We start from the raw sequence: 17,190 nt of genomic DNA, 5'->3' as shown, positions 1-17,190 counted from the left end.
ACTCCCTAAGCTATTTCGACATCCGTCGATCTCCTGCGCTGCCAACAGCATCGCACTTGTTTCGATGAGCGTCAACATAGACATTCGTCGATGCCGCGCCCTTGCGGAAGCACCTTCAGCCCGTGGTCCTGGAGACGTCAGGACCGGCGGCCAGGTCTTGGCCGCAGCACTACGACAGCCTCACCCTGTTCTCACCAGCGCGGCACAGCTCACCGCCTGGGCTGGCGTTCGGCGGCGATCCCGACCGTGGCCCACCTGCTGCGGTACGCCGAGCAGTTGGATGCCGGCATCCGCACGGAACAGCGGGTCTCCTCCGTACATACGGACGGCAGGGACTCCACACTCCAGCTCGTTGACGGGCGGGTTCTTGGGGTGCGGCCCGTCGTCACTGCCACCAGCGGCTTCCACCGACCGAAGCCGCCTCGCCCGCCCGGGCCCGACACGTTCGCCGGGACGCTGCTGCACGCCTCGGGGTGTCGAACGCCGGACCGTACGCCGGCCAGCGGGTCGTGGTCGTCGGCGGTCACGCGCGTGAGCCTCGATGGCCGACGACCGTCACTCTCGCGCCGCCGTCGCCGTGGAGTCGGCCGGGTCACCGCTCCCTTTCACGTCGATCGACGGCCCGGCTGTTACGTGGGCCGACGGCTCGAAGGAGGATGTGGACACGATGATCACCCGCGCCTCGCCCATGTCAGCCCGGAGTGGCAGCGGAGCCTGTCATCGGCGTCTTTGCGGGGAGTCGGACGTGACGCCAGGCGCGTGGCACGCCGTCCGGCTCGGGACCTGCGGCAGCCGTAGCCCTATCCACCTGGTTCGACATATGTCAAAATACGGGCATGTCCGAGGTATCCGAGGTAAAGGTGCTGCCGCTCCTGGAGGCCACCGTTGAACCGTGCTGCCCGCCGCTGAACGAGCGTCCATTGACGGCCGAGGAGGCCGAGCGGACCGCCGTGATGTTCAAGGCGCTTGGTGATCCGGTCCGGCTGCGGCTCTTCTCGGCCGTCGCCTCCCATGAGGCCGGTGAGGCGTGCGTTTGCGACATCTCCGACGTGGGCGTCTCCCAGCCGACCGTCTCCCACCACCTGAAGAAGCTCAAGGAAGCCGGGCTGCTCTCTTCCGAACGGCGCGGCACATGGGTCTACTACCGGGTCGAACCGTCCGTCCTCGCCGCCATGGGACAGGTCCTCACCAAGGCCGCCACAGCCTGACCTGAAAACCCCGGGATTCCACCACACGCCCACCCTCGCCATCGTGACGACTGGTGCGCGTACGCCGACATCGTCGTGCACCGCGCCTACATTCACCCCGGCACCCGAGGGCGGGGGTCGCCTCGACGCAGCTGAAAGCTCTCGTCGACTCCACGGAGGCGGCGGGATCCGGGCCATTCCGCCACAGCACCTGGCGCGACACCGTCCTGGTGGAACACCGGAGCCGGCACATCACCTGACCATCACCCGGGCAACCATCAGGCGCTCTGCGCCGTGAACACCTTCTCTTCAACGCGAGCGAGGCCGGTTTCGGTCAGGAAAGCGCCGAGAGCGGCGAGCGCCCCGGGGGCCAAGCGGTAATAAACCCAGGTGGCGCGACGCTCCGAAGTGAGCAGGCCCGCCTCGCGGAGCTTCTTGAGATGGTGGCTGACCGTGGGCTGGGAGACGCCCACATCCGCTATGTCGCATACACATGCCTCACCGGCTGGGTGCGACGCCACCCGCGAGAGAAGCCTCAGCCTCACCGGATCCGACAGTGCCTTGAACATCCTGGCCATGATCTCCGCCGCTTCTTCGGACAGCGCGGCGGTCGTGATGGGCGGGCAGCAGGTGGATGCGGGGGCGGATATGTGGGCGCTCTCGTCAGGCATGGGTCCGCTTCTCAGGCTGAGGCCGCAGGGCGGCCCATGACGGCATCGGCGGCGCTGGGAAAGCATGCGACGCAGGCGACGTTGATCGAGTAGAGCATGGACGTGCCCTGACGCTCACGCAGGACGAATCGCACGTCGGCAAGCAGCTTCAGGTGGTGTGACACCGTCGACTGTCCGACGCCCATCCGGTCCACGATCTCTCCGACGCTCATCGGCCCCGGAGCGAGGGCGAGGAGGTTGAGAATCTGTACGCGCGTGGGATCGGAGAGGGCCTTGAACCACGTCGCGTAGGACTCGGCTGTGGTTCGGTCGATCAGCTGGGCATTCATCGTACCGCTCATGATCCATCGATGTTATTCGATGACCGGGCGCGAGGGCAAGGCTCGTGGCGGTTTCGAGACGGGACGCCGCAGCCCTCGCGAGGGGTCACATCCACTGCCTGGACGGTCGAGCGCTCGGCATCGGCGTGCGGTGACCTGTCAAAAGGCGACCCGCTCACCACTTCCGGCCTGCATTGAAGGGGTACGAGCGCCAAGAGGCCGGATCACTGGGGCGCGCACCCCGCGCCCCGGCCCCGTAGCGCTCTGCAGGCATTGCAGCGCCGATTATTAATCGTCTATCATCGATATTCGATTAAAGGGGGGTGCTGACGAAGCCTCCTCGGTGTCACCGTCTCAGAGAGGTTCCCCCTGTGGACGAATTGCGGGCTCTCAGCCTCTTCGTGCTGTTCGAGGTACTGCACTACCTTCCGTGGTTTCTGGTCGCCATCGTCCTCGGAATCGCCGTCCAGCGACTATCCATCGACGTGGTGGCCCGCCGCAGCTTCACCCAGCGGCGCCGAGGGGTCCTTGGTATCGCCATCGTCACCGCCATCGGCGCGTTCAGCCCCTTCTGCTCCTTCACTGTCATTCCCCTGATCCGCCGCTTTCTGATAGCCGGCGTGCCTCTCTCCGCAGTCATGGCCTTCTGGATCGCCTCTCCCTCCATGGATCCGGAGATCTACGCACTGTCCGCCGCCCAGCTGGGTTTCCCCATCGCGACGGCGCGCCTCGTTGGCGCCCTCGTGCTGAGCTTCGGTGCGGGTCTCCTCGTGCTCCTACTGGAGCGGCGCGGCCGGTTCGCCAACCCTCTGCTCGACAGCACCGCAGCGGCGCCTGCCAAGTCGGGCTCGGAGACCGAAGTGCCCGTGCCTGAACCGGCGTGCTCGGCTGCGAAGTCCCCGGCGCCCGCGACGGTCACGGTCGGAGGCGGCGCTTCCGGCGGCGTTTCTGAAGGCGGCTGCGGAGGCACGGACTCCGCGCCCGCCCCGGCCGCCGGCTCCTGCTCCCCCGAAGCCGCATCCGGCGACGCGGGCAGCCCTTGCTCTTCGGCGGCCGCGCAGAACCCCGCGGACGACGACGGCACCCCCTGGCGGGTACTTGTCCGGCGCGACATCAAGAACCTTCGCGCCGGTGAGATCCTCAAGGAGATTTGGAGCGACTCGCTCATCCTGGGCAGGTGGCTCCTGCTGGCCATCGTCCTGGAAGCGCTCATCGTCCGCTACGTTCCCACCGACTTCGTGTCCACCCTGCTCGGCACGGACGGGTTCTTCTCGGTCGTGCTCGCCGCTCTCATCAGCGTCCCGCTCTACCTCAATGGAGTCGGCGCGATCCCCGTGGTCGAAGGCCTCCTGGACCAGGGCATGGTAGCCGCGGCGGGAGTCACCTTCCTTCTCGGAGGGGCCGTGACCACGATCCCCGCGATGGTCGCGGTGAAGAGTGTCGTGAAGACGAAGGTCTTCGCGTTCTACCTCGGGATCGGCCTGCTGGGCAGCACCGCCATCGGTCTCGTGGCACTGCCGCTCCTCTGAGTAACGTCCTGAGGAGAGAAGAACTGTCGGCCCCCTGCGGCGACCGGCTACGACGCCCGCCGCAGGGCACTGTCATTCCGGCACAACGGCCAGTGGCACAAGCCGCGTGCAGCACTCGCGGTGATGAAGGAGAAACCGTGGATACGCAAGCACCGTCTTCGGCAGAGCTCGTCCTGGTCCCCATGACCCAGGCGCACGCCGTGGACGTCCTGACGATCTACCAGAAGGGGATCGACGAGGGTGACGCCACGTTCGAGACACGCGCTCCGGTCTGGAGCGAATTCGACGCCTCCAAGCTGCCGGCCCACCGGCTGGTGGCACTGAACCGGACGGAGCGTCGGGTTGTCGGCTGGACGGCCGTTTCTCCCGTCTCGGCGCGTCCGGTGTACGCCGGAGTCGTCGAGCACTCGGTCTATGTAGACCCCGCTGCACGGAGCACAGGGGTGGGGCGCGCGCTGCTCGGAGCGCTGATCGAATCCACGGAGACGGCGGGGATCTGGACCATCCAGGCGGGGATCTTTCCCGAGAACGTCGCCAGTGTGGCACTGCACGAGACAGCCGGGTTCCGCGTCATCGGCAGGCGAGAACGGGTGGCTCGCCACCGTGGCGTATGGCGGGACGTGGTGCTGATGGAGCGTCGCAGTCCCAAAATCGGCTGACGCCGTCGGCGTGAGGTCACCGGCGGCGTCAGAAGATGCGGGGACAGGGACACGTAACTCGCCCTAGGGGAGATCGACGTGTAAAACAGGGCCAGTTCACGTGCCAGCACGGCTTCCGGGTGTCCGGTCATGTTGATCAGAGACCATCCGGCGGAAGCGAACCACTGTGACTCGGCACGCGTCGAAAACCGCGGCCCTTCGACGACCACCATGCCCCAGCGCAGTACGGGTCGGCGAACGACGCGTGAGCCGCTCCATGGTCCACGTAGATCTGGACGCGCCCCACTGTCCGGTCGACAAGCTGGTTCGGTACGACGATGCTCCCCGGGCCGAGTTCGCGGCGCGGAGATCCCACGGCACACGGCGCGAGTACCTCCCTCACGCCCAGCGAGCGCAGAGCCCACATGTTGGCGCGGTAGTTGATGCGGTGCGGCGGCAACTCGTGGTGGCTTCCGTGTCTTGGGAGGAAGGCCACACTTCCATCGGCGACCCTGCCGACGTGCACGGCGTCCGACGGCGCACGGTAGGGGGTGGTGACGTCGCTTCGCTGTGCCGCGTGCCTCGTGGTGCTGGTCACGCATGGCGCTGCTCCTCCTGGGCTTGTGCCGGTGAGCCGGACGCGTCCTCGGTGAGGCCGTTGTCCGACAGGAGGGGGTCGAGGGACGCGATGACTTCGTGCCCCGGTACGGGGCCGCGTTCGTCGCCTGGGCGGCGTACTGCCGCGGTCCGCCAGCCGGCCTCGGCCGCAGCGTCGAGTTCCTCACCGACGTCGCTCACAAAGAGGAGACGGGAGGCCGGCAGCCGAACCGCACCGGAGATGGCACGGTAGGAATCGGCGCTCGTCTTCGGGCCGGCCGACGTCAGGTCGAAGTAGCCGTCGAGCAGGTCGCGCAGATCTCCGTACGCGGTGTGCCCGAACCAGTCCCGTTGCGCGGCCTCGGAACCGGAGGAGTAGATGTAGCGGGCCATTCCTCGCGCCTTCCAGCCTTCCAGGGCTCGCGGCACCTCGGCGTACACATGCCCGTGCAGTTCACCCGAGGCGTAGCCTTCGGCCCAGATGAGTCCCTGCACCGTCTTCAGCGGTGGCGCTTTGGCATCCGCGTCGGCCCACTGATGAAGTAGAGCGAGGACATCCCTTTCGGTGACCTCTCCGGCTCCGATGTGGGCGCGGACAGCGTCGAGTACGCGTTGCCACGGGAGGCTGCCCCGGTGTGCGACTGCCCAGGAGTCGAGCCGTTCACGGGCGTAGGGAAACAGCACGTCGCGAACGTGCGAGAGGGAGCCGGTGGTTCCCTCAATATCGAGTACGACCGCCTCTACTGGGGCGTTGCCCGGACCGGCGGCGGGCATGTCAGCCCGCTCCCAGGAGCGAGTCGAGCCGGGGGAATCCAGCCGCGATGGGTTCGCCGGTGAAGTCCCCGACCCAGCCGTCTTCCTTCTCGAAGAATCGGATGGCGGCGAAGTCGGGCGTGGGTCCCATGTCGAACCAGTGACGCGTTTTCGCCGGTACGGACAGCAAGTCGCCCGCCTCGCACACGACGGCGTACACCCGGGCGTCCAGGTGCAGGTAGAAGCAGCCCGTGCCGTGGGCGAAGAAGCGGACCTCGTCCTCCGCGTGGCGGTGCTCCTCGAGGAACGTCGACCTCGCCTTGGCCGCGCGTTCCTGCCACTCGGCGCCTTGCTCGGGATGGAGGCGGGCGACGTCGACCAGGCGCAGCCCTTGGCGGGCGCAGAGCTCGTCGATCTCGTGGCGGTAGGCGGCGAGCAGGTCTTCGGACGTCGTACGGGGTGTCACCTCCGGGTGAAGAGGCCACCTGACGAAGTCGACCGACTGTTCGCGCAGAGCCTGTGCGATGAGGTCGTCGTCCCGGGTGCGCAGCAGGACACTGTCCGGTGCGTCGTCCGGCATGATCTGCAGAAGGGTCATGGCGTTCCTGTCCTCGATGGTCTAGGAGACACGGGTGACGTTCAGCTCGGTCTGGGAGAGCACGAGCAACTGGCAGAGTGCCTCCAGGCATTCGAGCCGGTTCCTGGCCTGTCCGAGGGTCTCTCCCCATGCGGTGATGCCGTGATCGGCGATGAGGAGGCCCGGTGGGCAGCTGGGGTCCGCCTGCACGTGCGCGGCGATGTCTTCGGCGATACGGTCGACTCGGGCCCAGTTGGGGAAGACCGGCAGCTGCGCGGTCGCCGGGTCATCAAGGCTCAGGCCCTTGAGCAGTTCGTAGCGTTCGATGTGAACGACGCTGGTGGCGGCGTCAAGCCCGGCGCGGTGGGCGACCACGGTGGCATGAGGTGAGTGCACGTGGATGACAGCCTTGGCATCGGTGGTGCGGTACAGCGCGGCGTGGATGGAGGTTTCGGCCGAAGCCCGGGCCTGCCCCGCGCGGGACGGCTCACCGGTCTCGGCGTCGATCTCCACCATGTCCTGGATGCACAGGTCGCCTTTGTCCCGACCGCTCGCTGTGATGAGCGCCCGCCTGGGGTCGTCCGGCGCACGCATGGACAGGTTGCCGGCCGTTCCAGGCATCCAGCCGCGTTCGTACAGGGTGCGCGAAAGCTGGGCGAGCTGCTGGGCCGTCTGCTTGCCGGCGACGGTGGGCGGGGCGTAGCTCATTAACTCACCTCTCGTGGCGGTGGACGCCGTGCTCGGAGACGACGGCGGTGATGAGATCCGCCGGTGTGACGTCGAATGCGGGGTTGTAGGCCCGCGTTCCGGGCGGGGCGGTCTTCACTCCCCCGAAGCCGGTGACCTCGTCGTCGTCGCGCTCTTCGATCACGATCGCGCTGCCGTCGGGGAGCGATCTGTCCCAGGAAGACTCGGGTGCCACCACGACGAAGGGGATGCGGTGGTGCGCAGCCGCTACGGCCAGGGAGTACGTACCAATCTTGTTGGCCACGTCCCCGTTGGCGGCGATGCGGTCGGCTCCAACCAGCACGCAGTCGACGAGGCCCTGCGACATGGCCGCTGCCGGCGCGGAGTCGATGCAGAGCCGGTGGGGAACTCCTGCTTCAGCCAGTTCCCAGGCCGTGAGGCGGGCTCCTTGCAGGAGAGGTCGCGTTTCGCCGACGAGGACCTCGGCGATGCGGCCCGCTTCAGCGAGGGCAATGATCGTGCCTAGGGCTGTTCCGACGGCGGCGGTCGCCAGTCGTCCGGTGTTGCAGTGGGTCAGGACACGAAGCGGCCTGTCAGGGGTGTGCGCGAGCACAGTGGCGACGGCGTGGCCGACCATCGTCCGGTTCGCCGTTATGTCTTCCTGGAGCATGGCTGTCGCCTCCTGCAGCACGGCGTGGGCGCCTTCCGGCACCCGTCCGAGTGCTCGGTGCACGGCCCACGCCAGGTTGACGGCCGTGGGGCGGGCCGCGATGAGGCGCTGCGCGTCCAGGCGTACCGCGTCCGCGCAGTGGCCCGCGGCGCCCGGCCGGCAATGCTTGAAGGCGGACAGAGCGACGCCCATGGCGCCCGCCAGCCCGATGGCAGGTGCGCCGCGGACCGCGAGGGTCGCGATGGCGGCGATGACGTCGTCCACGGTGGTCAGGCGCAGTATCCGTCGTTCGTGGGGCAGGGCTCGCTGGTCGAGTGTGACGATCGCGTCGCCGTCCCAGCGCAACGACGGCTCGGCGGGTGGCATGCTCACGGGCGGCTGCTCCTCGTTCGGCGCGATGGGGCGGCAGGGGCTCGTATCAGTCGGTCAGCGGTCGGCAGCGGAGCTCGATGAGGGCCTCCGGGGCGGCCAGATCCGCGGCCACCTGTTCGGCGTCGCCCACGGCCACGATGTAGCCGTAGCGGTTCATGTACGCCCGGGGCGGGAGGGCCAGCCGGGTTCCGGGGCCGGCCGTCGCGACCGCGCTGTGCACCGTGGGCCCGAAGCGGTCGGTGTGCACGCTCACCTCGACGGCCTCGCAGTCGGCCTGCGGGTACAGAAAGCGCACGGCGGCGGTCCGTTGTGCCTTCGGGGTGGTGTCGGGGGTGAGACCGGCGGCCACGTGCGCGGCTGCGACGGCCGGGTCAGTGCCAGTGGCGAGCATCCCGATGTACGGGATGAAGTCGCCGCCGAGGCGGGCGTTGATCTCGACGAGGCGCGGGCCGTTGGGGGTCAGTTTGAACTCGGTGTGGGTGGCGCCGTGATGGAAGCCGAGAGCCTTGTGGACGCGGTGCAGCTGGTCAAGGAGCTCGGGGTCCTCCAGCAGCGGGTCGGCGGCGTCGACCGTGTGGCCGGTCTCCTCGAAGTACGGGTCCATCCCGACCTGCTTGCGGGCCACGATCATGGGCGTGCACACGCCGTCGACGACAACCGCGTCCACGCTGATCTCCGGTCCGGTCAGGAACTCTTCGACCAGGACGTCAGCCTCGTAGCGGGGCACTCCGGGGTAGTGGGCGGAGCTGGCCGCCTCGAAGGCCACTTCGACAGCGTGGCCGTCGTCGGCCCGGACGACACCGAGGCTTCCGGCGAGGCCGCGGGCCTTGATCACCACCGGGTAGCCGATCGTGTCGGCCGCCTTGCGGGCCTCTTCGGCGCAGGAGACGGGCGTGCAGGCCGGCTGCGGAACCTGAGCTGCCGTCAGCACGGACCGTGTGGTCGCCTTGTCACGGCACGCGAGTACGGCGTCCGGGGTGCTGCCGGGAAGATGGAGAGTCTGGGCGAGCTGCGCCGCGGCGTGGACCAGGGACTCGTCGTACGTGAACACGCCCGCGACCGGGAACTGCTCCAGCACGGGGCGGGCAGCTGCCAGCAGTTCGTCGGGGTTCTTGGTGTCCAGCAGCGTGGTTCCCTCGACGTACGGCAACTGCCAGGTCGGCTCGTGGGCGTCGAGCAGCCACAGGCGGAAATGCTGGGAGACGGCCTCGACGATGTACTCGCGGTAGCGGCGGTCACCGCTGCCCATGAGGAGGAGTACGGGGCGCTCGGGATCGGCTGCGGACGGACGGGGCGTGGGTGCGGCGGCCATGGCAGGAACCTTCTCTTGACGTGTGGCGACAGGGACCGGGTCCGTCGGACGGCGGGCGTTGCCCTTGGGAGTTGGGCGTCAGTCGGGGCCGGCCCCCGGGTGGGATCGGGCCGGGGACCCGAGGAGGATCTCGGCGGCGCAGGGAAGCTGGGTGATGCAGCGGGAGTTCACGGCGTACAGGATGTTGGCTCCCGCTCTTCGCCGGGTGAGGAACCGCACGTTGTGGAGGATCTTGAGGTGGTGCGAGACGGTCGACTGGTTGAGATTCAGGTGGTCGACAATCACGCCCGCCGGGACAGGCTCCGGCCGGCCGCTGAGGAAACGCACGATGAGAATGCGCGTCGGGTCGGCCAGTGCCTGGAACCAGCGGGCGTACTCCTCAACGGTCTCCCGTTCGAGTGAGGTGTCGGACACGGTGATCCTTAACGCACCACCGGGAAGACAGCCGCTGCGACGGCTGCGGCAACGGGGGGCGTGACAAGCCAGGCGATCAGGAAGTGTCTGAGCGTCTTGCCGCTGAGCCGGCTGAGGTTGGGGCCGGCGGAGCCCGCGATCGCGCCGGTGGAGGTGTGGGTGGTGGACATGGGCAGGCCGTAGCCGGCGCCGAGGCCGACCAGGGTGGCGGTGGTGAGGTTGGCCAGGAAGCCTTCCTTGTGATTCATCTTGATGACGCCTTCGCCGAGTCGCTGGGCGATGCGCATGCCGCCGGTGATCGACCCCAGAGCCATGGCTCCGGCGACGAGAAGCATGATCTGCCACGTCGTCATACCGGCGGGGACGAGGGCGAAGGCGCCGATGGCCACGATTTTGGGGGTGTCGTTGAGCCCCCGGGCGAAACCGGTGGCTCCACTGGTCAGCCAGTGGGCGGCGGTGAGCACCCGGTTGCCGCCGGACGGGTTGGGGACGTCGGTCTGCTCGGCGGTGACACGCTCGGGGGCAAGCACGGCCCCGGACTCGCCGGCGGCGCCCGTCGCGGGCGACGACGGCTGCACCGTGGCGGCCGCGTTGCGCTCCGGGACACGGCGGCGCGTACGGCTGAAGATCAGCGCGAGCAGGAGCGAGATGCCGTAGGCGACTCCAACGCTGGTGAGAAGCGGAATGATGAGCTTCTGCGGGATCGCGGTCCAGGCGATGCTGTCCGAGGCAAGCAGCAGGCCGGCGCCGAGCAGCGCACCGATCAGGGCGTGGGTCGTCGAGACGGGCAGGCGCAGGAGGGTGGCAAGCGCCACCCAGCTCACGGCACCGGCCAGCACGGCTACGGCGAAGGCTTCCGTGGGCTCCGCGGTGACGATGCCCTTGGAGAACAGCTTGGTCATCTTGTCGGCCAGCGCGAGGGAGCAGAAGCACCCCATGAGAGTGGTGACGGTGCCCCAGATGATGGCGGTGCGGTACTTCGTCACCCCCGCGCCGGCCAGGGTGGCGACGCCCTTGGGAACGTCATTGCTGCCGTTGGCCGCGGCCAGTGCCGCGACCAGGATCAAGACGAGCACGACGGTGAAAGACATGGCGGTGTCTCCGGGAGTGGAGGGCCGCGGCGGCTCGCGCCGCGGCCGTCGACGAGATGCGGGCGGCTGTCAGCAGCAGGAGCCGCCGGGCGCGCATTCCTGCGCTTCGGCGTTGCCGTCCAGGGGCTTGCGGGCGCGGATGATCGCGGCGTGGAGACCGTCCGCGGCCTCCTGGGTGAAGACGACCTCGGCGTCCTTCAGTCCGACCGCGTCCAGGAGTTCCTCGTACTCCGAGACCGAGAGGGCGCCGGCGATGCACTGGCTGTGCCCGCCCCGTTCGGCCCGCTCCTCGGGGCTGAGACGGTCCTCGGCGACGACGTCGCTGATGCCGAGGCGGCCGCCGGGTGCCAGGACGCGCGCCATCTCGGCGAAGACGGCGGGCTTGTTCAGCGACAGGTTGATCACGCAGTTGGAGATGATCACGTCGACGGTGTCGGCGGGCAGGGGGACGGACTCGATCGTGCCCTTGAGGAGCACGACGTTGTCGATCTCGGCGTCGGCGACGTTGCGGGCGGCGAGAGCGAGCATCTCCTCCAGGAAGTCGAGGCCGAAGACGCGGCCGTCGGGGCCGACGCGGCGGGCACTGAGGATGACGTCCAGGCCGCCCCCGGAGCCCAGGTCCAGAACCGTTTCCCCTTCGCGGAGTTCGGCGACGGCGCTCGGGTTGCCGCACCCCAGGCTGGCGAGCAGTGCGGCGTCCGGCGCCGTGCCGGGACCGATCTCGTCGTAGGCGGCCGGGCCGAAGGTCTGCGGGTCCGGGGAGCAGCAGGCACCACTGGTCTCGGCCTCGGCGGCCTTGGCCCGGTAGTACTCGCGGACCTCTTCCTGCAGCGTCCCGGCGGTGGTGGTGTCGGTCATATCAGGTGGTCCTTCTGAGTCAGGCGCCGGCGGGGGCGAGACGGTGCACCGGGCGGGGGTAGGAGGGCTTGAACGACACCGGCGTGGTGGCCGAGGAGGTGACGCCGGCAGCGCGGTCGGCGGCCTCGACCGCCTCGGTCACGGCGCTGTCCAGCGCGTCGGGCTCGCAGGCGACACGGGCGTTGACGACGGCCCGGCCGCTCGTGGCCGCGGAGGCGGCGGCGCGGTCGAGCGTGGGCCCGGCGCCGGATTCCGTGAGGCTGAGCTTGGCGAAGTCGCCGTCGGCCAGTTCCACCGTGATCTTCGCGTGGCCGATCACCGCGTCGTTCTGCGCGGCCCAGGCGGACAGTTCCTCCAGGACCGTGCCGGCCCAGGTGGTCGCATCGAAGCCGCCGTCCGCCGCGGTCAGGTCCAGTTCCTGGTTCATCCAGGCGAGCTGTGCCTCGGCGGCGGCGTAGCGGTCGTAGTCGATGTCGAGCTGGACGTCCTGGTTCGTGGCGGGGGCCTGCCATGCCTCGAGCAGCGAGCCGAGGTGCTTCCCCGTGCCTGCGGAGTAGCCGACGACCCTGGCGTTCGGGTGCGTCTTGCGCAGGCTGTCGAGGAGGTCTTCGGCCCGGTCGGCGCTGATGGTGTCCAGCTTGTTCACGGCGATGACGTCCGCCTCGGTGAGCTGCTGGCGGAAGAGGTACGAGAGGTCCGACTCCGGCTCCCCTCGCTCAGCCGCACGGGCGAAGGCAAGGTGGCGCAGGGGGTCGACCACCGTGGTCAGCGGCGCGACGACCATGTCCTCGCCGTAGTACTGACGCAGGGGTCGCACCACGGTGGCCTGCAGGTCGGTACAGCTCCCGACGGCCTCGGCGATCACCGTGTCGACGTCGTCCGAGGCGACGAGGGCGACGATCGCCTCGACGAGGTCCTCGAACTTGCAACAGAAACAGCCGCCGGTGACCTCGGCGACGCTGTCGAGCTTGCTGCGCACCAGTTTCGTGTCGACCAGTTCCACGCCCTGGTCGTTGGTGATGACCGCGACCTTGCGGCCCTGCTCTTGCAGCGCCAAAGCCGTGGCCGTCATGGTCGTGGTCTTGCCCGCCCCGAGGAAACCGGTCAGGGGGATGAAGGTGATCATGTTTTCCTTCTCGTCCTTGTCGTTGTTCCGGGCGGATCAGCTGCAGCAGCCGCTGTCGGCGGAGTTGCCCAGCAGGGGAAGGCTTGCGGGCTGTGCGGGGGCGGTGACGGCGTCACCGAACGCGGCCCGCCGGCTCCGGCCGAAGGCCTCCAGCCACGCCGCGGCCTGGGGCCGCAGAGCCGGGTCGGACAGCAGCATCGAGGTGGTGACAGCGCGCGGGGTGCAGCCGCGAAGGGCCTTCGCCTGGTGGGCGCCCGCGCCGAACTCCACGGTGCGCAGCCCTTCGGCGTAGGCATCACGGACGGGTGCGTCGAGGACGAGGGCGAAGTAGATGCCGCTGCGCTCGCCGATCGCCGCGTAGTCGAAGCCCGCCCACTTGGGGAACAGCCGGTGGTTCTTGCGTACGGTGACGCAGGTGGCGACCAGGGCGCCGTCCTTGTAGCCGAGGTAGGCGCGGACGTCCGCGCCCTCGTCGATCAGGGCCGAGAGGATGCCGACGATGTGCTGGGGCTCCTCCCCTGCGCCGTTCTTCTCGCGGTTGAGGCAGGTCAGCTCCGCGATCCGGGTTGCGTACGGGCGGATTTCGGTGCCGTCGACGCGCTGGATGGTGACGCCAGCCGCCTCGGCGCGACGCACGTCGCCCTTGATCCGCTGGCGCTTCTTGAGCGGCAGGGCCGCGAGGTGCCCCTCCCAGTCCGGTGCGTCGAGGCTCATGAAGTCCTCGTAACCCCAGAAGGTGCTGTGCCCGCCGGCGGCGTCGAACGCCCTGACCAGAGCCTCGTTGCCCCGTCGCTCCGGTATCCACGGGGCAACGATGCAGCGGACGCCGGCTTCGAACGCGGCGGGCACCAGCTTCTCGACGATGGACCCCATCAGGGTGGGCGTCCAGAAGTTGTAGGCGATCTCCGTCCGGTAGCCCAGGGGAGAACCGAGCAGCAGCGTCGGGAAGAAGGGCTCGGTTCCCAGGGCGTCGACCTCGGCGCTGCGCGCGGCGTCGGTCTCGGCGCCGCAGCAGACCTCTTCCCCGGAGGGTGCCTGCCGGCCCAGGTAGGTGCGCGGCTCGTGGTCGACGACCGGCGGCGTGGTGAGGATGTAGCCGGGCAGGAGGGCGAGTTCGCCGCGGGCGCGGTGGGCGACGGTGTGCCAGGGCTGTGCCTCGGGGAGAACCTTCTCCGTCGCCCGTAGCCAGGTGGGGCCGAGATAGGGCGAGGAGTCGGTGAGTGCGGCGAGTTCGCCGGACCAGTCCATGTCCGGCAGGGTCTGTCCGGTCGAGATGACAACGCGGGGTGATCCACCCATGTCAGTGTCCTTGTCTTGTGGGCGGGCGGGTCAGCACTTCACGCAGCAGCGGACCTTGCCGGCGTCCTCGGCGTCCGTACGGCGTTCCTGCCACAGCTCCTCGACGCGCTTGTCGGGGTGGGTCCACTCGACCCAGAAGCCGCGGTCGACGGTGGCGATGTCTTCCATCCACGGCGAGGACAGCAGCGGGGAGCCCTTGAACAGCAGCAGCCGGGTCTGCAGCGCGGTGGGGTCGGTGACCCGGGCCAGGCCCGTGTCCACCAGCCAGTCTTCGAAGCCGAGGAGCTCCTCGTACTCGATCCACGGCGTGAACGGAATGAACGTCGGGTACAACTCGAACCCGATCCGCTCCGCTTCGGCGATCGCGTCGCGCATGTGGTCGACGTCTATGTGCTTGTCGAAGATCCGCAGGATCCGGTTCGAGGGGAACTCCAGCGCGCACGTGACGCGGCGCAGGCCCAGCGAGACGAGCTTCTCCAGCTCCTTGGTGTAATCCAGGACGTGGTCGACGCGCGTAGTGAACTCGAACGTGATCGGGCCGATGGCCTCGACGAGCCGCTCGACGACTCCGATGCCGATGGTGCGGGAGTTGAAGAACTCGGCGTCGATGAAGCAGAAGTGCCGTATGCCCTCCTCCGCGAGCTGCAGCGCGTCGGCCAGGACGGTGTCGGCGTCGAACGCCGCGACTCCCCCGTCGTACGCGCCGTAGACGGAGCAGTACGTGCACTTGTGGTGGCAGCCTCGCGAGACCTCGATGTTGCCCATCAGCCCGAACGGCGAGTGGTGCGCCGGGTAGTGGACGAGGGAGGGGAACAGCTCGCGGGCGGGCTTTGAGACGGAGATGCGTCGGCGCGGGGGCTTGGGCCGCATGCCGTGACGGGTCATCAGGGCGGGTACGGCGTCGAGGGCGAGGCTGCCGCCGGCGAGCTGGACCAGCTCCTCGCTGATGAGCTCGGGTTCCTCCATGACGATGCCGTCTACGACCTCGAGGAACTCGCGGTGGTTCATCTGCGCGTACTGGCCGAAGGTGACGACGGTGGTGCCGTAGGCCTGCGACACCCTGCGCGCGAGGCTGATGCCGCGTTCCAGGCCCTCGAACTGCTGGACGGATACCAAGGTGAGATCGAAGGGCCCTTCGGGAAGGGCGTCGGGCTGCAGGTGCGCGTCCCAGCCGACTACGTCGGCTCCGTGATGTTGCAGCGCGGCGGCCGCGCACGCGGATGTCAGAGGTTGGAGCTCGGCTTCGAAAGCAGAGGCAACGAGCACACGGGGATGGCTCACACTTCCCCCCCAGGGAGTGATCAAGGAATGCGACGGGTCGGGATCGGGCCGGGTCTGGACCCGATCGGTAACGACTCTGTCGACCGACGGCCGGAACCCTGCCAGCGTTAAGCGATGTATGTCAATAGATCGATGAATGACCGAAGGGCAAGGGGTGCCAATCGGACGCTTACCCGGGGCCCGACTGGCCTGTTCTGACCGAATTGGGGGGCGCTCGCGGTAGGCGAGCCCTGCGATTCATCGTCAGGGGGCGCTGCCGGCGTGTTCCAGGGTGGCTCACAGACGACGCGCCTGCACTACGAGCCCCTGCTTACGCACCGCGCCGCAGCGCCGGCCCAGTCGATGCCTAGCCGAAATCAATCGGTAACCATCGATAGTGCGAGTGGTGCCCGCTCTCGGCGATTTAATCAATGGGGGGCCGCTTATTGGCGCGATGACGCCCTTCGCAGGGGTCGCCGAGAAGGCGCACAAGCGGTACCGTTTGCGGCTGGATCGCAACACCCGCACCACCCTCAGGGTCAGATGTGCCGGACGTCAGGTGTGGGCCGCTCACCCGCACGAATCGGGGCCAGGGGGGTCCGTGGGGGACTAGCCGCAGGGGCGTTTGGCATTCGCGGCCTCTCGCGAGGTATCGGCCAGAGTGCCGAAGAACTCCGAGAGGTCATCGAGGATCTCCGGGCGAAGCCTGTAGTAGGTGAAGCGCCCACACGGCTCGGTGGCGACGACGGACGCTTCCCTGAGGACGCGTAGGTGGTTGGACAGATTTGTCGGCCGGGCGCCCGTCTCCTGGACGAGATGAGACGTGCACAGAGATTCACGGGCGAGCAGGCACACAATCCGGAGTCTGAGCGGATCCGCGAGGGCCCGGAGAAGTTCCATATTTACCGACGTCAGCATGACCTGATCGTGACACATCAATCACAACCGGTGTCAACCGCGTCGATCACCAACTCCCGTACGGCTGCGTGGATATGAGGAGAAATCAGATGTCTGGCAGGCCCTCCGTCCTGTTCGTGTGCGTGCACAACGCCGGCCGCTCCCAGATGGCTGCGGCATGGCTGCGTCACTTGGCCGAAGACCGCATCGAAGTCCGTTCGGCGGGCTCGGCACCGGCCGCGTCGGTGAATCCTGCCGCGGTGGAGGCGATGCGTGAGGCTGGCATCGACATGTCCGCCGAAGTCCCGAAGATTCTCACCGTGGAGGCGGTCAAGGAATCCGACGTGTGCATCACGATGGGCTGCGGCGACACCTGCCCCGTCTTCCCCGGCAAGCGCTACCTGGACTGGACGCTGGAAGACCCCGCCGGCCAGGGCGTCCAGGCGGTGCGCCCCATCCGCGACGAGATCAAAAAACTCGTGGAAGGCCTCATCGCCGACATCGAGTCGCCGAGGTGACGATCGCGGTGCGGAGCCGCGGAGACATCAGTCTGTAGCAGGGAACACCCGCTGTTGCAGCTCGCGCAGAGCCTCCGGCCGCAGCGAGAACCATGCCCACGTGCCTCGCTGCTGTCTCCGCAGCAGCCCCGCGTTCATGAGGATCTTCAGGTGGCGGCTCACACTCGACTGCGCCAGCTGCATGGAGTTGGTGAGGTCGCACACGCACAGCTCGCCGGCCGGAGCCTGGTGGATCAGATGGATCATCTGCAGCCGGGCGGGGTCGGCGAGCGCCTTCAGCTTGGAGGCCATCAGCTCGACCTCCTCACGGTCAATCAGCCGGCCCGGGGCGCAAGGGCTGCAACGCTCTTCGCTCAGATCCTCGATCGGTATGTCCGTCGCAGAGATAGCCATCCGCTCACCATACGAGGACGC

General features: G+C 68.4%; 20 protein-coding genes and 1 pseudogene. 4 read left to right on the top strand and 17 right to left on the bottom strand.

Annotation, left to right across the window (positions count from 1 at the left end):
- Nucleotides 1-209: 209 nt before the first annotated feature.
- The gene (locus J7E89_RS28595) at nucleotides 210-527 is read right to left on the bottom strand and encodes a hypothetical protein (RefSeq protein ID WP_214977343.1); all 318 of its coding nucleotides are present in this window, start codon (nucleotides 525-527) and stop codon (nucleotides 210-212) included.
- Between the two features lie 309 nt (nucleotides 528-836).
- Between J7E89_RS28595 and J7E89_RS28590 the strand changes: the two genes are divergently transcribed.
- Nucleotides 837-1,208 carry a helix-turn-helix transcriptional regulator gene (locus J7E89_RS28590; protein ID WP_214977342.1) on the top strand — a complete coding sequence of 124 codons (372 nt, stop codon included), beginning with the start codon at nucleotides 837-839 and terminating at the stop codon, nucleotides 1,206-1,208.
- 257 nt (nucleotides 1,209-1,465) lie between these two features.
- Here J7E89_RS28590 and J7E89_RS28585 read toward each other — a convergent pair whose 3' ends face one another.
- On the bottom strand, nucleotides 1,466-1,858 hold the full coding sequence (locus J7E89_RS28585) for a metalloregulator ArsR/SmtB family transcription factor (RefSeq protein ID WP_214977341.1): 393 nt from the start codon (nucleotides 1,856-1,858) through the stop codon (nucleotides 1,466-1,468).
- An 11-nt stretch (nucleotides 1,859-1,869) separates the two neighbouring features.
- On the bottom strand, nucleotides 1,870-2,199 hold the full coding sequence (locus J7E89_RS28580; RefSeq protein WP_251061210.1) for a metalloregulator ArsR/SmtB family transcription factor: 330 nt from the start codon (nucleotides 2,197-2,199) through the stop codon (nucleotides 1,870-1,872).
- A gap of 350 nt (nucleotides 2,200-2,549) precedes the next feature.
- On the opposite strand from J7E89_RS28580, the gene J7E89_RS28575 reads away from it, so the two are divergent.
- Both J7E89_RS28575 and J7E89_RS28570 read left to right on the top strand, forming a co-directional pair.
- A complete protein-coding gene (locus J7E89_RS28575) occupies nucleotides 2,550-3,707 on the top strand; it encodes a permease (RefSeq protein ID WP_214977340.1) in 1,158 nt (385 codons plus the stop codon).
- 137 nt (nucleotides 3,708-3,844) lie between these two features.
- The gene (locus J7E89_RS28570) at nucleotides 3,845-4,366 is read left to right on the top strand and encodes an N-acetyltransferase family protein (protein WP_308315633.1); all 522 of its coding nucleotides are present in this window, start codon (nucleotides 3,845-3,847) and stop codon (nucleotides 4,364-4,366) included.
- Between the two features lie 68 nt (nucleotides 4,367-4,434).
- Here J7E89_RS28570 and J7E89_RS28565 read toward each other — a convergent pair.
- From J7E89_RS28565 to J7E89_RS28510, 13 genes and pseudogenes are all read right to left on the bottom strand, one after another.
- A pseudogene (locus tag J7E89_RS28565) lies at nucleotides 4,435-4,943 on the bottom strand (5'-methylthioadenosine phosphorylase); the annotation flags it as partial.
- Nucleotides 4,940-5,716, bottom strand: a complete 777-nt coding sequence (gene mtnC / locus J7E89_RS28560; protein ID WP_214977339.1) for an acireductone synthase — start codon at nucleotides 5,714-5,716, stop codon at nucleotides 4,940-4,942. The pseudogene J7E89_RS28565 and the gene mtnC, both read right to left, overlap by 4 nt.
- 1 nt (nucleotide 5,717) lies before the next feature.
- Nucleotides 5,718-6,293 (bottom strand): acireductone dioxygenase, encoded by a 576-nt coding sequence (locus tag J7E89_RS28555; RefSeq protein WP_214977338.1) that lies wholly within the window; start codon nucleotides 6,291-6,293, stop codon nucleotides 5,718-5,720.
- 21 nt (nucleotides 6,294-6,314) lie between these two features.
- Nucleotides 6,315-6,980: a methylthioribulose 1-phosphate dehydratase gene (gene mtnB, locus J7E89_RS41180; RefSeq protein WP_251061209.1), complete on the bottom strand. Its 666-nt coding sequence runs from the start codon at nucleotides 6,978-6,980 to the stop codon at nucleotides 6,315-6,317.
- 4 nt (nucleotides 6,981-6,984) lie between these two features.
- The gene (gene mtnA, locus J7E89_RS41175) at nucleotides 6,985-7,995 is read right to left on the bottom strand and encodes an S-methyl-5-thioribose-1-phosphate isomerase (protein ID WP_251061219.1); all 1,011 of its coding nucleotides are present in this window, start codon (nucleotides 7,993-7,995) and stop codon (nucleotides 6,985-6,987) included.
- 52 nt (nucleotides 7,996-8,047) lie between these two features.
- Complete coding sequence (locus J7E89_RS28545) at nucleotides 8,048-9,313, bottom strand: ATP-grasp domain-containing protein (protein WP_214977337.1); 1,266 nt, start codon at nucleotides 9,311-9,313, stop codon at nucleotides 8,048-8,050.
- A 78-nt stretch (nucleotides 9,314-9,391) separates the two neighbouring features.
- A complete protein-coding gene (locus J7E89_RS28540; protein WP_214977336.1) occupies nucleotides 9,392-9,727 on the bottom strand; it encodes a helix-turn-helix transcriptional regulator in 336 nt (111 codons plus the stop codon).
- Between the two features lie 8 nt (nucleotides 9,728-9,735).
- Nucleotides 9,736-10,818, bottom strand: a complete 1,083-nt coding sequence (locus J7E89_RS28535) for an inorganic phosphate transporter (RefSeq protein ID WP_214977335.1) — start codon at nucleotides 10,816-10,818, stop codon at nucleotides 9,736-9,738.
- 69 nt (nucleotides 10,819-10,887) lie between these two features.
- Nucleotides 10,888-11,676, bottom strand: coding sequence for a methyltransferase domain-containing protein (locus tag J7E89_RS28530; protein ID WP_214977334.1), 789 nt, complete (start codon nucleotides 11,674-11,676; stop codon nucleotides 10,888-10,890).
- 19 nt (nucleotides 11,677-11,695) lie between these two features.
- Nucleotides 11,696-12,802: a GTP-binding protein gene (locus tag J7E89_RS28525; protein ID WP_214977333.1), complete on the bottom strand. Its 1,107-nt coding sequence runs from the start codon at nucleotides 12,800-12,802 to the stop codon at nucleotides 11,696-11,698.
- A 36-nt stretch (nucleotides 12,803-12,838) separates the two neighbouring features.
- Nucleotides 12,839-14,101 carry a GNAT family N-acetyltransferase gene (locus J7E89_RS28520; protein ID WP_214977332.1) on the bottom strand — a complete coding sequence of 421 codons (1,263 nt, stop codon included), beginning with the start codon at nucleotides 14,099-14,101 and terminating at the stop codon, nucleotides 12,839-12,841.
- Between the two features lie 30 nt (nucleotides 14,102-14,131).
- Nucleotides 14,132-15,382 carry an RCCLKC-tail radical SAM protein gene (locus tag J7E89_RS28515; RefSeq protein WP_214977331.1) on the bottom strand — a complete coding sequence of 417 codons (1,251 nt, stop codon included), beginning with the start codon at nucleotides 15,380-15,382 and terminating at the stop codon, nucleotides 14,132-14,134.
- Between the two features lie 588 nt (nucleotides 15,383-15,970).
- Nucleotides 15,971-16,279: a metalloregulator ArsR/SmtB family transcription factor gene (locus tag J7E89_RS28510; protein ID WP_214977330.1), complete on the bottom strand. Its 309-nt coding sequence runs from the start codon at nucleotides 16,277-16,279 to the stop codon at nucleotides 15,971-15,973.
- An 89-nt stretch (nucleotides 16,280-16,368) separates the two neighbouring features.
- Between J7E89_RS28510 and J7E89_RS28505 the strand changes: the two genes are divergently transcribed.
- Nucleotides 16,369-16,776: an arsenate reductase ArsC gene (locus tag J7E89_RS28505; RefSeq protein ID WP_214977329.1), complete on the top strand. Its 408-nt coding sequence runs from the start codon at nucleotides 16,369-16,371 to the stop codon at nucleotides 16,774-16,776.
- Nucleotides 16,777-16,803: 27 nt separating this feature from the next.
- On the opposite strand, the gene J7E89_RS28500 is transcribed toward J7E89_RS28505, so the two are convergent.
- A complete protein-coding gene (locus tag J7E89_RS28500; RefSeq protein ID WP_214977328.1) occupies nucleotides 16,804-17,169 on the bottom strand; it encodes a metalloregulator ArsR/SmtB family transcription factor in 366 nt (121 codons plus the stop codon).
- Nucleotides 17,170-17,190 lie beyond the last annotated feature (21 nt).

Origin of the sequence: Streptomyces sp. ISL-100 (genome assembly GCF_018614615.1) — a bacterium.
Taxonomy (GTDB): Bacteria; Actinomycetota; Actinomycetes; order Streptomycetales; family Streptomycetaceae; genus Streptomyces.
Note: the sequence above shows the minus strand (reverse complement) of the source record. Positions and strands in the feature narration are given on the sequence as shown.

Excerpts from the sequence above, each read along its gene's own strand:
- J7E89_RS28555 (WP_214977338.1), bottom strand. The coding sequence starts at position 6,293 with ATGACCCTTCTGCAGATCATGCCGGACGACGCACCGGACAGTGTCCTG.
- J7E89_RS28525 (WP_214977333.1), bottom strand. The coding sequence starts at position 12,802 with ATGATCACCTTCATCCCCCTGACCGGTTTCCTCGGGGCGGGCAAGACC.
- J7E89_RS28580 (WP_251061210.1), bottom strand. The coding sequence starts at position 2,199 with ATGAGCGGTACGATGAATGCCCAGCTGATCGACCGAACCACAGCCGAG.
- J7E89_RS28530 (WP_214977334.1), bottom strand. The coding sequence starts at position 11,676 with ATGACCGACACCACCACCGCCGGGACGCTGCAGGAAGAGGTCCGCGAG.
- mtnC (WP_214977339.1), bottom strand. The coding sequence starts at position 5,716 with ATGCCCGCCGCCGGTCCGGGCAACGCCCCAGTAGAGGCGGTCGTACTC.
- J7E89_RS28585 (WP_214977341.1), bottom strand. The coding sequence starts at position 1,858 with ATGCCTGACGAGAGCGCCCACATATCCGCCCCCGCATCCACCTGCTGC.
- mtnA (WP_251061219.1), bottom strand. The coding sequence starts at position 7,995 with ATGCCACCCGCCGAGCCGTCGTTGCGCTGGGACGGCGACGCGATCGTC.
- J7E89_RS28535 (WP_214977335.1), bottom strand. The coding sequence starts at position 10,818 with ATGTCTTTCACCGTCGTGCTCGTCTTGATCCTGGTCGCGGCACTGGCC.
- J7E89_RS28520 (WP_214977332.1), bottom strand. The coding sequence starts at position 14,101 with ATGGGTGGATCACCCCGCGTTGTCATCTCGACCGGACAGACCCTGCCG.
- J7E89_RS28500 (WP_214977328.1), bottom strand. The coding sequence starts at position 17,169 with ATGGCTATCTCTGCGACGGACATACCGATCGAGGATCTGAGCGAAGAG.
- J7E89_RS28590 (WP_214977342.1), top strand. The coding sequence starts at position 837 with ATGTCCGAGGTATCCGAGGTAAAGGTGCTGCCGCTCCTGGAGGCCACC.
- J7E89_RS28505 (WP_214977329.1), top strand. The coding sequence starts at position 16,369 with ATGTCTGGCAGGCCCTCCGTCCTGTTCGTGTGCGTGCACAACGCCGGC.
- mtnB (WP_251061209.1), bottom strand. The coding sequence starts at position 6,980 with ATGAGCTACGCCCCGCCCACCGTCGCCGGCAAGCAGACGGCCCAGCAG.
- J7E89_RS28510 (WP_214977330.1), bottom strand. The coding sequence starts at position 16,279 with ATGCTGACGTCGGTAAATATGGAACTTCTCCGGGCCCTCGCGGATCCG.
- J7E89_RS28545 (WP_214977337.1), bottom strand. The coding sequence starts at position 9,313 with ATGGCCGCCGCACCCACGCCCCGTCCGTCCGCAGCCGATCCCGAGCGC.